The organism is Kaistia sp. MMO-174, from assembly GCF_037147815.1.
GTDB classification, from domain to species: domain Bacteria; phylum Pseudomonadota; class Alphaproteobacteria; order Rhizobiales; family Kaistiaceae; genus Kaistia; species Kaistia nematophila.
This window is the reverse complement of sequence record NZ_JBBCUO010000005.1, coordinates 219,452-232,771: the sequence shown is the minus strand read 5'-3', so window position 1 is coordinate 232,771 and position 13,320 is coordinate 219,452. Positions and strand designations below refer to the sequence as shown.

General features: G+C 67.5%; 15 protein-coding genes. 9 read left to right on the top strand and 6 right to left on the bottom strand.

What is annotated here, in order from left to right; all coding sequences use genetic code 11:
• Positions 1-144 precede the first annotated feature (144 nt).
• Positions 145-1,119 (bottom strand): isopenicillin N synthase family dioxygenase, encoded by a 975-nt coding sequence (locus tag WFK98_RS18955; RefSeq protein WP_266336749.1) that lies wholly within the window; start codon positions 1,117-1,119, stop codon positions 145-147.
• 86 nt (positions 1,120-1,205) lie between these two features.
• Here WFK98_RS18955 and WFK98_RS18950 point away from each other — a divergent pair, with 86 nt between their 5' ends.
• Both WFK98_RS18950 and WFK98_RS18945 read left to right on the top strand, forming a co-directional pair.
• Positions 1,206-2,240 (top strand): heparan-alpha-glucosaminide N-acetyltransferase, encoded by a 1,035-nt coding sequence (locus tag WFK98_RS18950; protein ID WP_336801308.1) that lies wholly within the window; start codon positions 1,206-1,208, stop codon positions 2,238-2,240.
• Positions 2,241-2,255: 15 nt separating this feature from the next.
• Entirely contained in the window at positions 2,256-3,371 is a 1,116-nt protein-coding gene (locus WFK98_RS18945) for a mannitol dehydrogenase family protein (RefSeq protein ID WP_336801307.1), read from the top strand.
• 185 nt (positions 3,372-3,556) lie between these two features.
• On the opposite strand, the gene WFK98_RS18940 is transcribed toward WFK98_RS18945, so the two are convergent.
• Positions 3,557-4,534: an NAD-dependent epimerase/dehydratase family protein gene (locus WFK98_RS18940; protein WP_336801306.1), complete on the bottom strand. Its 978-nt coding sequence runs from the start codon at positions 4,532-4,534 to the stop codon at positions 3,557-3,559.
• Positions 4,535-4,673: 139 nt separating this feature from the next.
• On the opposite strand from WFK98_RS18940, the gene WFK98_RS18935 reads away from it, so the two are divergent.
• The 6 genes from WFK98_RS18935 (at position 4,674) to WFK98_RS18910 (ending at position 9,963) form a co-directional block, all read left to right on the top strand.
• Positions 4,674-5,147 (top strand): RrF2 family transcriptional regulator, encoded by a 474-nt coding sequence (locus WFK98_RS18935; RefSeq protein ID WP_266336745.1) that lies wholly within the window; start codon positions 4,674-4,676, stop codon positions 5,145-5,147.
• Positions 5,148-5,247: 100 nt separating this feature from the next.
• Positions 5,248-6,285, top strand: coding sequence for a sulfate ABC transporter substrate-binding protein (locus WFK98_RS18930; RefSeq protein WP_336801305.1), 1,038 nt, complete (start codon positions 5,248-5,250; stop codon positions 6,283-6,285).
• Positions 6,286-6,295: 10 nt separating this feature from the next.
• Positions 6,296-7,144, top strand: coding sequence for a sulfate ABC transporter permease subunit CysT (gene cysT, locus WFK98_RS18925; RefSeq protein ID WP_266336744.1), 849 nt, complete (start codon positions 6,296-6,298; stop codon positions 7,142-7,144).
• Between the two features lie 61 nt (positions 7,145-7,205).
• The gene (gene cysW / locus WFK98_RS18920; protein WP_336801568.1) at positions 7,206-8,030 is read left to right on the top strand and encodes a sulfate ABC transporter permease subunit CysW; all 825 of its coding nucleotides are present in this window, start codon (positions 7,206-7,208) and stop codon (positions 8,028-8,030) included.
• A gap of 64 nt (positions 8,031-8,094) precedes the next feature.
• The gene (locus WFK98_RS18915; protein WP_266337351.1) at positions 8,095-9,132 is read left to right on the top strand and encodes a sulfate/molybdate ABC transporter ATP-binding protein; all 1,038 of its coding nucleotides are present in this window, start codon (positions 8,095-8,097) and stop codon (positions 9,130-9,132) included.
• 141 nt (positions 9,133-9,273) lie between these two features.
• Complete coding sequence (locus WFK98_RS18910) at positions 9,274-9,963, top strand: D-lyxose/D-mannose family sugar isomerase (RefSeq protein WP_336801304.1); 690 nt, start codon at positions 9,274-9,276, stop codon at positions 9,961-9,963.
• A gap of 15 nt (positions 9,964-9,978) precedes the next feature.
• Here the strand turns inward: WFK98_RS18910 and WFK98_RS18905 are convergent, their stop codons facing one another.
• A complete protein-coding gene (locus tag WFK98_RS18905) occupies positions 9,979-10,701 on the bottom strand; it encodes a DUF1428 domain-containing protein (protein ID WP_266336742.1) in 723 nt (240 codons plus the stop codon).
• A 145-nt stretch (positions 10,702-10,846) separates the two neighbouring features.
• Between WFK98_RS18905 and WFK98_RS18900 the strand changes: the two genes are divergently transcribed.
• Positions 10,847-11,293 (top strand): MarR family winged helix-turn-helix transcriptional regulator, encoded by a 447-nt coding sequence (locus WFK98_RS18900; RefSeq protein WP_336801303.1) that lies wholly within the window; start codon positions 10,847-10,849, stop codon positions 11,291-11,293.
• Between the two features lie 19 nt (positions 11,294-11,312).
• Here the strand turns inward: WFK98_RS18900 and WFK98_RS18895 are convergent, their stop codons facing one another.
• From WFK98_RS18895 to hpf, 3 genes are all read right to left on the bottom strand, one after another.
• Positions 11,313-11,873 (bottom strand): DUF3833 family protein, encoded by a 561-nt coding sequence (locus tag WFK98_RS18895; protein WP_336801302.1) that lies wholly within the window; start codon positions 11,871-11,873, stop codon positions 11,313-11,315.
• Positions 11,874-11,982: 109 nt separating this feature from the next.
• Positions 11,983-12,456 carry a PTS IIA-like nitrogen regulatory protein PtsN gene (gene ptsN, locus WFK98_RS18890; RefSeq protein WP_266336739.1) on the bottom strand — a complete coding sequence of 158 codons (474 nt, stop codon included), beginning with the start codon at positions 12,454-12,456 and terminating at the stop codon, positions 11,983-11,985.
• 103 nt (positions 12,457-12,559) lie between these two features.
• A complete protein-coding gene (gene hpf / locus WFK98_RS18885) occupies positions 12,560-13,150 on the bottom strand; it encodes a ribosome hibernation-promoting factor, HPF/YfiA family (protein WP_266336738.1) in 591 nt (196 codons plus the stop codon).
• Between the last annotated feature and the right edge of the window lie 170 nt (positions 13,151-13,320).

Below are 13,320 nucleotides of genomic sequence, written 5' to 3'. Positions count from 1 at the left end.
TAGGACAGGACAGGTTCCGTTTGGAATACGGATCCCGCCCATCCCCTCTCCCCGGGGGAGAGGTCGACGCACCAAGTGCGGCGGGTGAGGATCTACGACCTCACCCGGATCGCTCCCCAAGCCCTCACCCGGAGTGCCCGAGGCCTATGCCTTGACGACGGTCGAGCGGAATTTCGACGCGAGATATTCGCCGGAACCGACCGGCGGATAGGTCGCCGTCTCGCCCGGCTTCAGGCAGGTCTCGATGCAGGCGATCTCGGCGTCCCAGTTCGGCTGATGGAAGAAAGCCATCGACTGGCGGCGGGCCGAGCGGCCGACGTCGCGCGGCGGAATGGTGACGCGGTGCAGCGTCGATTTCCACTGGTCGTTGGTCCAGCGCTGCATCAGGTCGCCGATGTTGATGACAAAGCTGTCGGCGATTGCCGGCACGCGGTGCCATTCGCCGTCCAGGCCCTTCACCTCGAGACCGCCCGGGGCGTCTTCCTGCATCAGGATGGTGATCGAGCCATAGTCGGAATGCACGCCGGCACGCAGCTGGCCGGGAACGGGATCCTCGGTCAGGTCCGGATAGTTCAACAGGCGCAGGGCGCTCGCCTCATGGTCGATGAAGCGGTCGAAATAGGCCTCGTCCAGATCGAGCGCGAGGGCGAAGAAGCGCATGATGCGACCGGCGAGCGCCGACATCTCGCGGTAATAGGCCTGGGTCGCGAGGCGGAACTCGTCGCCGCCGACCGGCCAGGGATTGGCGGAGAAGACGAAGGCCTCGGCGTCGTCGCCCGGCTTGTGGTCGAGGCGCTGGAAAGCGGACGGACCGAAGGAAAACGTCTCCTTCAGATCGGCCGGCTTGGCGTCGCCGAGCGAGGCGGCGAGCGTCTCGCCCTTGACCGGGCTGTAGCCATAGGGATAGCCCGGATACGGCATCACGGCGGTCAGCTTCTCTTCGACCGGGCGATCGAAGAAGGAACGCGCCGCCTGCCAGCCGCGCTTGACGACTTCGGGGTCCGCACCGTGACCGGTAATGAGGAAGAAACCCGTTTCGCGGCAGGTGCGGCCGATGGCATCGGCGACGGCGCGCGGGCCCTGGGGATCGGAGAGATCGATGATCGGAATGATCGACATGCGGGTCCTTGAACCATGACTGAACGACGCGTCGAGACTATGGGCGGCAACGGCGCTTGGGAACCGTCAATCGGCGGCGCGTGCACATGAATGATGCAACCGTGATGCCGGCTGATGCAGAGCCGCAGGCCGATGCCATTGCGCCCCGCAGCCGGCGCATCGCCGCCCTCGACGTGGCGCGCGGCGTCGCGCTCGTCTGCATGGCGATCTTCCACGGCGCCTGGGACGTCGCCTTCCTGCACATCATCCGCTTCGATCCCGGCGCCTCGATCGGCTGGGTCGTCTTCGCGCGCTCGATCGCCGGCTCGTTCCTGCTCCTGGTCGGCATCAGCCTCGTGCTTTCGACCCGCAACGGCTTCCGCCCAAGGCCCTATCTGAAGCGGCTGGCGATGATCGCCGGCGCGGCGGCGCTGGTGTCGCTCGCCACCTATTTCGTCATGCCCGAAGGCTGGATCTTCTTCGGCATCCTGCACCAGATCGCGCTCGCAAGCGTGCTCGGCCTCGTCTTCCTGCGGCTTCCGCCGCCGGCGGTGCTCGTCACGGCCGGCGCCGTCTTCGCCCTGCCCTTCCTCTATCGCGATCCCGTCTTCGCCCAGCCGGCGCTCTGGTGGATCGGCCTGGCGCCGAAGCCGCCGACCTCGTTCGACTTCGTGCCGCTGTTCCCCTGGTTCGGCGTGGTGCTGGCCGGCATGGCGTTGGCGAAATTCGCGATCGCGCGCGGCTGGGACCAGCGCCTCGCCCTCTGGCAGCCGCGCCTCGCCCCCGCCCGTTGGCTCGCCTTCGGCGGCCGCCACTCGCTCGCCGTCTACCTGATCCACCAGCCGGTGCTCTACGCCTTCTTCTACGTCCTTGCCGCCATCGTCGCGCCGAACGGAGCGGAGGACGCGGCGCGCGCCGATTGCGCCGACCGCTGCGTCGCCGTCGGCAAGAGCGCCGCCGATTGCCAGAACTATTGCGGCTGCGTCTTCGACACGCTGAAGGACAAGCAGCTGATGTCGCCCTTCCTGGGCCGCACGCTTTCCGACGACCAGACGCTGCGCGTGCAGGAGACGGTCGCCGTCTGCTCCGCCACCACCTTCCCCCCCGCGCCGGAAGCCCCGGAAAGCGGAACGCTGCAATGAGTTTCGAGGAATCCGATGCCTGAACCCATCCGCACCCCGATCGTCCAGTTCGGCACCAGCCGCTTCCTGCAGGCGCATGCCGACCTCTTCCTGTCGGAGGCGCGCGGCCAGGGCCAGGACGTCGGCCCGGTCACCATCGTGCAGACCACGGCCTCCGGCGCCCGCGCCGGCCGGCTCAGGGCCTTCGACGGATCGCCGATCCCGATCATCATCCGCGGCATCGAGAACGGCGCGCCGGTCGAGCGCACGGTCGCCGTCACCTCGCTGGTGCGCGGCCTCTCCGCCGTCGACGACTGGGCCGAGGTCGAGCGCGTCGTCGTCGACGAGGCCGAGATCCTGATCTCCAACACCTCGGACGCCGGCTTCGCGCTCAACGAAGGCGAACGGCTCGGCGCCGAGGTGCCGCGTTCGTTCCCGCTCAAGCTGCTGAAGCTGCTCGTCGCCCGCTGGCACGCGGACGGCGCGCCTCTGACGCTGTTTCCCTGCGAGCTGATCCCGCGCAACGGCGACGTGCTGCGGGCGCTGCTCCTGAAGCTCTCCGACGAGAACGGCCTGTCGGAACCGTTCCGCGCCTGGCTTGAGTCCTGCATTTTCGCCAATTCGCTGGTCGACCGCATCGTCTCCGAGCCGATCGAGCCGGCCGGCGCCGTGGCCGAGCCCTATGCGCTCTGGGCGATCGAGAAGCAGCAGGGCCTGGTCGCGCCCTGCATCCATCCCGATGTCCGCATGGTCGAGGACCTCGCCGTCGTCGAGCGGCTGAAGCTGTTCATCCTCAATCTCGGCCACACGGTGCTGGCCGAATGGTGGCGCGAGGGCGGCCGGGCCGAGGGCGAGCTGGTGCGCGAGATCGTCGCCGACCCGGCGCTGCGCCGGCGGCTCGACGCGATCTACGACGCGGAAGTGCTGCCGATCTTCGCCGCCGGCGGCATCGCCGAGGCGCCGGAATACCGGGCGAGCGTGCTGGAGCGCTTCGAAAACCCGTTCCTTGCCCATCGGCTCGCCGAGATCTTCGGCAACCACGCGGAAAAGAAGCGCCGCCGCATCGGCGGCCTGCTGGCCTGGAAGCAGACGATCGGCCTCGACCTCCAGACGCCGCAGCTCGACGCGATCCTGGCGTCCGGGATCGGGTAAGGCTCGGACCGGTCAGTCTCCAAGCAAGCCCCTCACCCTACCCTCTCCCGCAAGCGGGCGAGGGTTTTGGCCGGCGTTCGTCATCAAGTGAGGGCGCAATTGCGGATGCGGGTCGCCGATGAGCCCCCTCGCCCGCCTGCGGGAGAGGGCTGGGGTGAAGGTCTTTCGACCTCCGCCCTCGACGCCTATCCCGTCGGCCTCGCGTTGTACCCGCGATACCAGTCGACGAAGCGGTCGATGCCCTCGTCGATCGAGGTTTTCGGCGCGAAGCCGAGTTCCGCGCCCGCAAGGTCGATATTGGCAAACGTCGTCTCGACATCGGCCTTGCGCATCGGCGCGAACCGGATCTCCGCCTTGCGGCCGGTCGCCCGCTCGATCGTGGCGATGAAATCGAGCAGCGCCACCGGCTGGTTGTTGCCGAGGTTGAAGAGGCGGTTTTCCGCCCGCGCCGGCGTCCGGTCGGCCGCGCCCAGCACGCCGGCGACGATGTCGTCGATGAAGGTAAAGTCGCGCCGCATCGCCCCGTTGTTGAAGACGGTGATCGGCCGCCCCTCGAGGATGGCGCTGGTGAACAGCCACGGCGCCATGTCCGGGCGCCCCCACGGACCATAGACGGTAAAGAATCGCAGGCCGGTCGAGGCGACGCCCTGAACATTGGCATAGGAATGGGCGATCAGCTCGCCGGCGCGCTTGGTGGCGGCATAGAGCGAGGCGGGACGGTCGCAGCGATCGGTCTCGCGGAACGGCACGTCCTCGTTCAAGCCATAGACCGAGGAGGACGAGGCATAGACGACATGGCGCAGCTTCGGCAGCCGCAGCGCCGCCTCGAACATCACCACCTGGCCGGTGACGTTGGCGTCGGCATAGGCGATCGGGTTCTCGATCGAATAGGCGACGCCGGCCTGGGCGGCGAGATGCACCACCGTCTCGATGTCGGCGTGGGTGGTAACGAGGCGCTCCATCGCCGCCATGTCGCTGACGCTCGCCTCGACGAACTGGAAATGCCGGTGCGCCGAAAGCCTTTCGAGCCGGGCCTGCTTCAGCGCCGGGTCGTAATAGGCGTTCAGATTGTCGACGCCGATGACGGCGTCGCCACGCTCTAGAGCCGCTTTCGCGACATGCGAGCCGATGAAGCCCGCCGCACCGGTGATGAGCATTTTCATGCCCAACGGCTTTAGCTGATTTGCGGTCTCGGACAAAGGCATGCGCTCGCTTTTCGCGGCCTTTCGTTTCTTTCCGCGCGCCGATCCGCTATGACACGGAAAGCGTCGCACCTGGCGCATCAGAATTGCTGGATCTCGGATGATTTCGCAGAAGGCCAAATACGCGTTCAAGGCGCTGATCCATCTTGCCAGGCAGCCCCAGGGCGAGACGACCCAGATCGACGACATCGCACGCGAGGCCGGCGTTCCGCGCAAGTTCCTCGAGCACATCCTGCTCGACCTGAAGCATCGCGGCATCATCGCCAGCCGGCGCGGCCGGGCCGGCGGCTATGTCATGATCAAGCAGCCCGGCGACGTGACGATCGGCCAGGTGCTGCGCGCCATCGACGGCCCGATCGCACCGCTTTCCTGCATTTCCCGCACCGCCTACCAGCCCTGCGCCGATTGCCCCGACGAGGCCGCCTGCGCCGTGCGGCGGATGTTCGCCGGCCCGTACGAGACCCAGCTCCAGGCCTTCGAGGCGACGACGCTGGCCGACGCGCTGATCGATGAGGCCGGCGCGGCGGATCTGGACAACTCCCGCGACATCGTTTCTGCTGAGGGGCGGATCTAGGAAGGATTTTCTAGAACGGCTCTAACAGAAGGCGTCCCGTGGTTTGAAATTGTCGAGCGCCTATGTCGAGATAGTGGGATCATCGATCAGGGAGCACACGATGGTCCGACCGATATCCTCGCTTGTCCGCCGCCTTCGACCCGCGCTTGCCGCCCTGGTCGCCGGCGCCGCGATGGTTGTGACGCCGGCGCTGGCCGACGTGGCGCTGCTGAACGTCAGCTACGACCCCACCCGTGAGCTCTACAAGGCCTACAACGCCGCCTTCGCCAAGCACTGGAAGGCGGAGACCGGCGAGACGGCCACCATCCAGCAGTCGCATGGCGGCTCCGGCAAGCAGGCCCGCTCGGTCATCGACGGCCTCGACGCCGACGTCGTGACGCTGGCGCTGGAGGCCGACATCGACGCCATCGCCAAGGCGACCGGCAAGATCCCGGCCGACTGGCGCGGCCGCCTGCCGCACAATTCCTCGCCCTACACCTCGACCATCGTCTTCCTCGTCCGCAAGGGCAACCCGAAGGCGATCAACGACTGGGGCGACCTGATCAAGGACGGCGTCGAGGTGATCACGCCGAACCCGAAGACCTCGGGCGGCGCCCGCTGGAACTACCTCGCGGCCTGGGCCTACGCCAACAAGGCGTTCGGCAATGACGAGGCCAAGACCAAGGAATTCGTCTCGACCCTGTTCAAGCACGTGCCCGTGCTCGATACCGGCGCGCGCGGCTCGACCACCACCTTCGCCCAGCGCGGCATCGGCGACGTGCTGCTCGCCTGGGAGAACGAGGCGTTCCTGGCGCTCGAGGAGCTCGGTCCCGACAAGTTCGACATCGTCGTGCCGCCGCTCTCGATCCTCGCCGAACCGCCGGTGGCGCTGGTCGACGGCAATGTCGACGCCAAGGGCACCCGCAAGGCGGCGCAGGCCTATCTCGACTATCTCTATTCGCCCGAGGGCCAGACCATCGCCGCCAAGAACTTCTACCGCCCGTCCAAGCCGGAAACGGTCGACGCCGAATTGCTGAAACGCTTCCCGAAGATCGACCTCGTCTCGATCGACGATCCGCAATTCGGCGGATGGGCCAAGGTCCAGCCGGAGCATTTCGGCGACGGCGGCATCTTCGACCAGATCTACAAGCCGAACTGAACGGACAAAGATGGCCGCCACGACCATCGCAACGGTCAGGAAGTCGAGCGTCATCCCGGGTTTCGGGTTGGCGCTCGGCGTCACTTTGACCTATCTCGGCCTGATCGTGCTGATCCCGCTCGCCGGCCTGTTCTGGCGCTCGGCGAGCGGCGGCCTCGACGAGTTCATCCGCATCACCACCGACCCGCGCACGCTCGCGGCGCTGCGGCTCTCCTTCACCACCTCGTTCCTGGCCGCGCTGGTCAATCTCGTCTTCGGCATGATCCTCGCCTGGATCCTGGTCCGCTACGATTTTCCCGGCCGCCGCCTGATCGACGCCGTCATCGACCTGCCCTTCGCGCTGCCCACCGCCGTCGCCGGCATCGCGCTGACGACGCTCTATGCGCCGAACGGCTGGATCGGCGCCTGGCTGCAGCCGCTCGGCATCCGCATCGCCTATAGCGAGACCGGCATCATCATCGCGCTGATCTTCATCGGCCTGCCCTTCGTCGTGCGCAGCGTGCAGCCGGTGCTGGAGGACCTGAACCGCGAGGTCGAGGAAGTGGCAGCGACGCTCGGCGCGAACCGGCGCCAGACGGTGCGCCGCGTCGTCATGCCGGCGCTGCTGCCGGCGCTGCTGACCGGCTTCGCGCTCGCCTTCGCGCGGGCCGTCGGCGAATATGGCTCGGTGATCTTCATCGCCGGCAACAGCCCCTACAAGACGGAGATCGCGCCGCTGCTGATCGTCATCAAGCTGGAGGAATTCTCCTATTCCGGCGCCACGACGATCGCCGTGCTGATGCTGATCGCGTCCTTCCTGATCCTGCTGGCGATCAACCTGCTGCAGGCCTGGAACCGGCGGAGATATGGCGATGTCTGACGGAGCCTTCACCACCGCCCGCCTGCCGGGCGCTTCGGCGATCCATTTCCGCCCGGTGACGATGGAGCGCAAGCGCGTCCGCGTCGGGCTGATCCTGCTGTCGCTGGCCTTTCTCGGCCTGTTCCTCGTGCTGCCGGTCGTCGCCGTCTTCGTCGAGGCGTTCCGCGGCGGCCTGCCGGCCTTCTGGGAAGCGATCTTCGAACCCGACGCGGCGGCCGCCATCCGGCTGACCCTGCTGGTCGCGGCGATCTCGGTGCCGTGCAACCTCGTCTTCGGCCTCGCCGCCTCCTGGGCGATCGCCAAGTTCGACTTCAAGGGCAAGAGCCTGCTCAACACGCTGATCGACCTGCCCTTCTCGGTCTCCCCCGTCATCGCCGGCCTGATCTACATCCTGATGTTCGGCTCGCAGAGCCTGATCGGGCCGTGGCTGAAGAGCGAGGGCATCCAGATCATCTTCGCCGTGCCGGGCATCGTGCTGGCGACGATCTTCGTCACCTTCCCCTTCGTGGCGCGCGAGCTGATCCCGCTGATGGAGGAACAGGGCCGCGGCGACGAGGAAGCGGCGCTGTCGCTCGGCGCCTCCGGCTGGCAGGTGTTCTTCCGCGTCACGCTACCGAACGTCAAATGGGCGCTGCTCTATGGCGTGCTGCTCTGCAACGCCCGCGCCATGGGCGAGTTCGGCGCCGTCTCGGTGGTCTCCGGCCACATTCGCGGCCTGACCAACACCATGCCGCTGCATGTCGAGATTCTCTACAACGAGTATAATTTCGCGGCCGCATTCGCCGTAGCCTCGCTGCTGGCGCTGCTTGCCCTCTTTACACTGGTCGTCAAGTCGGTCTTGGAATGGCGTTATGCCGACGAGATCGCCGCGACGCGCCGCCACTGAGGTAACTGCAATGAACGCGATCACCCCGATCGACAAGGGTGCTTCGGTGGCCCTCGGCGCGCCCATCGACGTCACCATCGAGAACGTTCAGAAGGCCTTTGGCGATACGCCGGCCCTGCACGGCGTCTCGCTCGACGTCAAGGCCGGCGAACTGGTGGCGCTGCTCGGGCCCTCCGGCTCCGGCAAAACGACGCTGCTCCGGATCCTAGCCGGCCTCGACGCGCCGACTGCCGGCCGCGTCCTGTTCGGCGGCGACGACGCGCTCGGCCTCTCGGTGCAGGACCGCAATGTCGGCTTCGTGTTCCAGCATTACGCGCTGTTCCGCCACATGACGGTGTTCGACAACATCGCCTTCGGCCTGACGGTGCGGCCGCGCGGCGAGCGGCCGCCCAAGGCCGAGATCCGCAAGCGCGTGCTGCATTTGCTCGACCTCGTCCAGCTCTCCGGCCTCGACAAGCGCTATCCCTCGCAGCTCTCCGGCGGCCAGCGCCAGCGCGTGGCGCTCGCCCGCGCGCTCGCCATCGAGCCGCGCGTGCTGCTGCTCGACGAGCCCTTCGGCGCGCTCGACGCGCAGGTGCGCAAGGATCTCCGCCGCTGGCTGCGCGAAATCCACGACCGGACCGGCCACACCACCTTCTTCGTCACCCACGACCAGGAGGAGGCGCTCGAGCTCGCCGACCGCGTCGTCGTCATGTCGAAGGGTCGGATCGAGCAGGTCGGCACGCCGGACGAGATCTATGACGCGCCGGCGAGCCCGTTCGTGTTCGAGTTCATCGGCGAATCCTCGTTCCTGCCGGTCACCGTCGTCGACGGCGCCGTGCAGCTCGACGGCCAGCCGCTCGACCTCGCCGCGCTCGGCGCGCCGACCGGCGCGGCCACCCTCGGCTTCCGGCCGCATGACGTGACGATCGTCACGGATGGCAGCCCGGCCGTCATCGGCACGATCGTCACCGAGCGCCGGCATGGCGGCGCCCGCCGGCTCGAGCTCGAGGTCGGCGCGGAGAAGCACCGCGTCGAGATCGACATGGCGGTCGACCACACCCGCCTGCCCGGCGGCCAGGTCGCCTTCCGTCCGCATCGCTGGCGGATTTTTCCGCGCTGAGGCCGGCCCCGGGGGCCCTCCCCCGGTTCCCCGATCCGGCTGTGCCACGAGGTCGCTCTCGGCCGTCCGGATCATCTTCCGCATTCGCGCGCCAGGGCCTAGTCTGGCCCTCCCAAGGCGACGACGGTGGAGGAGACCGGAATGAAGCGCTCGCGGATCAATGAAATCATGCTGCAGGGGGACGAGTTCATCCGCTCGTTCGGCTATGTGCTGCCCCCCTTCGCCTACTGGACGCCGGAAGAGCTGCGCGCCCGCAAGGCGCAGGCGCCCGGCATCCTCGACGCGCGGCTCGGCTGGGACATCACGGATTTCGGCGCCGGCGATTTCGACGCGCTCGGCCTGTTCCTGTTCACCGTCCGCAACGGCAACGCGGCCGACCTCGCGACCGGCCGCGGCCTGCTCTATGCCGAGAAGATCATGATCGCCCGGCAGGACCAGGTGACGCCGATGCACCGCCACGTCATCAAGGGCGAGGACATCATCAATCGCGGCGGCGGCAGGCTGACGCTCGAACTCTTCGCCTCCGACGCGGCCGGCAGCCTCGACCGCAAGGCCGGCGTCACGGTGATGACCGATGGCGTCGAGCGCAGCCTCGCCGCCGGCGGCAAGCTGAAGCTCGAGCCAGGCGAGAGCATCACGCTGACGCCCGGCATCTGGCATTCTTTCTGGGCCGAGGGCGCCGACGTGCTGATCGGCGAGGTATCGACCGTCAACGACGACCGCACCGACAACATCTTCGCCGATCCGGTCGGCCGCTTCGCCGAGATCGAGGAAGACGAGCCGCCGATGCACCTGCTGGTGTCGGACTACGACGACTGGCTCGCCCCGTAGCGGCGACGAGCCTCGTCAGGACCAGGCTTCGTCGAGGATCGGCGCGAAGCCGCCGAAGATCATGCGCTGGCCGTCGAAGGGCATGTCGAACTGCATGCGCGGATCGGCCATCGCCTTCTGCCATCCCTCGGCGCGCGCCGCCTTGGACGGCCATTCGATCCAGGAATAGACGATCTTCTCGTCCCCGGTCGCCTTCACGGCGCGACGGAAATCCGTAACCTTGCCCTCCGGCACGTCGTCGCCCCAGGTCTCGACCACCCGCGTCGCGCCATATTCGCGCAGGATCGGCGCCGTCTTCGCCGCCATGGCGCGATAGGCCTCCTTGTTGGCGCCGGGCACGGCGATCAGCGCGCCGTCGACATAGCCGGTCCCGCCGCCCCCGCCCTGCTCGACCAGAAGGGCCTCGAACCCGCCGAAGATCATGCGCTGGCCATCGAAGGGCATGCTGGCCGCCATCTCCTTCATGCGCGGGTCGTTCATCATCTTCTCATTGGCGGCGTCGCGGGTTGCGCGATCCGGATATTCGAACCAGGAGAAGACAACGACCTCATCCGGCTTCGCCTGCACGGCGCCCTTGAAATCGGTGAGCTTGCCGTCGGGCACCTCGTCGCCCCAGGTCTCGACCATGCGGGTCGCGCCGCTATCCCGAATGAAGGCGGCGGCCTCGGCGGCATGCTTGCGGTAGGCTTCCTTGTTGGCGGCCGGCACGGCCACCACGAATCCCTCGACATAGGTCATGGCGTCTCCTCCTTGGTCCCGCCTGGCGGGCTCTCCTCCGCTCGTCCCGCGCCGCCTGCCATGCCGTGGCAGACAATGCGGGACAACGGCTTCCTGGACGGATTGTTCACTTGACAATTTAAGTTGATATCAACATAAAAAGAGCATGTCAAATTCCGGCCCTGTACCCTTTTCGACCACGCTGCATGTCCGCGATCACTGCCTCTGCCTGGCCGCCCAGCGCGCCGCCCGCGCCCTGGCGCGCCGCTTCGACGAAGCATTGCGGCCGGCCGGACTGACCAGCGGCCAGTTCTCGCTGCTGATGTCGCTGAACCGGCCCGTGCCGCCGTCGATCGGTTCGGTGGCGTCACTGCTCGCCATGGACCGGACAACGCTGACGGCCAATCTGAAGCCGCTGGAGCGGCAGGGACTGCTGGAGACCGCCATCGACCCGCAGGACCGGCGCAGCCGCCTGCTGACGCTGACCGACGCCGGCCGCGCGGCGCTCACGGCCGCCGTGCCGATCTGGCAGCGCATGCATGCGGAGGTCGAGGCGCCGCTCGGCGAGGGCGTGGCCGATCTCCTGCGCGCCGGGCTGATGGCGCTCGTCTGACGGATCGACGGCCGGTCGGCTATTGCCGCGCCAGTTCCTCGACGCCCTGCCTGCCGCGCCTGCGCAGCGGCTGCCGCTTGAAGGCGACGTCGACCGACCCGACGGTCATGCCGAGCATGGAGATGACGCCGTTGTTGACGATGGTGTCGCGGCCGGAGCGGCGGATCGTATCCTCGAAATGAAGCTGCAGCTTGCTGCCGTTCTTGCCGCGCGTGATCAGGTCGTAGGACATGCGAATGACATCGTCATCGACCCGCACCTTGGCGGTGCCGACGACGTCCTCGCGTGTGCCGATATAGGTGTTCGGGCCGGTCTTCTTGAAGCGCCAGGTGCGGCGGTCGAGCGCGCCATTGTCGAAACGAAAGGCCTGGTCGAGCACGAAATGGCCGCCGCTGCCGCGCCCGCTCGTGGTGACGACGAAGCCGCGGTCGACGCCGGCGAGCCGGCTCTTGAAGCGGCCGACGCCGGTCGCCTGGCCGCGAAACGCGTCTTCCAGCGTCTGCCCGGTCTCGGCCGCGCCGGAGCCGGCGCTGGAAACGAGCAGCGCCAGCGCGACGACAAGACAATGCGCGATCTTCATTGCGGGCCCCCGGATGCGCCGGATTCGGTATCCGCGCAGTCTAGCCTGAGTTTCGGGGGTTCGTCAGCCTCGCTTGCGCAATGGCGGCAAAACGGGCCCGCGGCCGGCCTCAGCCCGAGGCGCTGACCGGCGCGGCGGCGCTCTCGGTCAGCACGGCATAGAGCGCCGACTGGTCGCCGGAGGCGCGCAGCTTGTTGGCGAGCCCAGGCTCGCGCAGCAGACGCGCGATGCGGGCGAGCGCCTTCAGATGGTCCGCGCCGGCGTTTTCCGGCGCCAGCAGCAGGAAGATCAGGTCGACGGGCTGGTCGTCGAGCGATTCGAAGTCGATCGGCTTGGGAAGGCGGGCGAAAACGCCATGGATGCGGGTCAGCGCCGGCAGCTTGCCGTGCGGGATCGCGATGCCGTTGCCGACGCCGGTCGAGCCGAGGCGCTCGCGCTGCAACAGGGTATCGAAGATCTGCCGTTCGTCGAGACCGGTCAGTTTCGCGGCCTTTTCGGCCAGTTCCTGAAGTGCCTGCTTCTTGCTGTTGGCCTTCAGGGCCGGGACGATGGCGTCCTGGCTGATGAGATCACTGAGGTCCATGACTTGGTTCAAAAATGCCTCGGTTCAAACCTTCGGTCCAAGACCCGTCGTTTCGGCGCGCTCCCCGAGCGCGCCGAAATCTCGATTCCAAGCTTACGCGGAATCAGCTGGCGACGGAATCCCCCTTGCCGCCCTGCGCCGGGTCGATCCACCCGATATTGCCGTCGCGCCGGCGGTACACGATGTTCACGCCGCCATGTCCGGCATGCCGGAACACGACGACCTGCGATTCTGCCAGGTCCATCGCCATCACGGCGCCGGATACGGACATCGTCCGCAGCGCCTTGGTTTCCTCGGCGATCACCATCGGCTTGTAGTCCGCCGCCAGCTCCTCGTCCTCGTCCGGCGTTGCCGCCAGGACGGTGTAGTTGGCGTCGATATCGGCCGCGCCATTGCGCGGATGATGGTCCTTCAGCTTGCGCTTGTAGCGCCGCAGCTGCTTCTCGATGCGATCGGCGGCCTGGTCGAATGTCGGATAGATCTCATGACCCCGTCCCTCGGCATGCAGATCCGCCCCGCTGTCGAGATGCAAGGCGCAATCGACGCGATAGCCGGTTCCATCCCGCTCCAGAACCACGCGACCCGAAAAGCCGCCGGAGAAATATTTGCCGATGGCGTCGCCGACCCGGCCCTCCACATGCGTGCGATAGGCGTCGCTGACTTCGATGTTCTTACCGGAGATGCGCAGAGACATGGACTTCTCGTACCCCTTGGTCGTCGTTGCGAACCGAGGCTCGCTTCGCGCTCCCGCGTGAAGCAGCCCCGTCGGGCACGTGCTTTCCGGCGTCACCAAGGCCTGCCGACTTCGAGCCGTTGGCGTTCCGGCTCCAAGGCCTCGGCCGCCTTCGGCGCCGCGCCCTTCTA

Coding starts and splice junctions, on each gene's coding strand:
- WFK98_RS18955 (WP_266336749.1), bottom strand. CDS start 1,119: ATGTCGATCATTCCGATCATCGATCTCTCCGATCCCCAGGGCCCGCGC.
- WFK98_RS18950 (WP_336801308.1), top strand. CDS start 1,206: ATGAATGATGCAACCGTGATGCCGGCTGATGCAGAGCCGCAGGCCGAT.
- WFK98_RS18945 (WP_336801307.1), top strand. CDS start 2,256: ATGCCTGAACCCATCCGCACCCCGATCGTCCAGTTCGGCACCAGCCGC.
- WFK98_RS18940 (WP_336801306.1), bottom strand. CDS start 4,534: ATGAAAATGCTCATCACCGGTGCGGCGGGCTTCATCGGCTCGCATGTC.
- WFK98_RS18935 (WP_266336745.1), top strand. CDS start 4,674: ATGATTTCGCAGAAGGCCAAATACGCGTTCAAGGCGCTGATCCATCTT.
- WFK98_RS18930 (WP_336801305.1), top strand. CDS start 5,248: ATGGTCCGACCGATATCCTCGCTTGTCCGCCGCCTTCGACCCGCGCTT.
- cysT (WP_266336744.1), top strand. CDS start 6,296: ATGGCCGCCACGACCATCGCAACGGTCAGGAAGTCGAGCGTCATCCCG.
- cysW (WP_336801568.1), top strand. CDS start 7,206: ATGGAGCGCAAGCGCGTCCGCGTCGGGCTGATCCTGCTGTCGCTGGCC.
- WFK98_RS18910 (WP_336801304.1), top strand. CDS start 9,274: ATGAAGCGCTCGCGGATCAATGAAATCATGCTGCAGGGGGACGAGTTC.
- WFK98_RS18905 (WP_266336742.1), bottom strand. CDS start 10,701: ATGACCTATGTCGAGGGATTCGTGGTGGCCGTGCCGGCCGCCAACAAG.
- WFK98_RS18900 (WP_336801303.1), top strand. CDS start 10,847: ATGTCAAATTCCGGCCCTGTACCCTTTTCGACCACGCTGCATGTCCGC.
- WFK98_RS18895 (WP_336801302.1), bottom strand. CDS start 11,873: ATGAAGATCGCGCATTGTCTTGTCGTCGCGCTGGCGCTGCTCGTTTCC.
- ptsN (WP_266336739.1), bottom strand. CDS start 12,456: ATGGACCTCAGTGATCTCATCAGCCAGGACGCCATCGTCCCGGCCCTG.
- hpf (WP_266336738.1), bottom strand. CDS start 13,150: ATGTCTCTGCGCATCTCCGGTAAGAACATCGAAGTCAGCGACGCCTAT.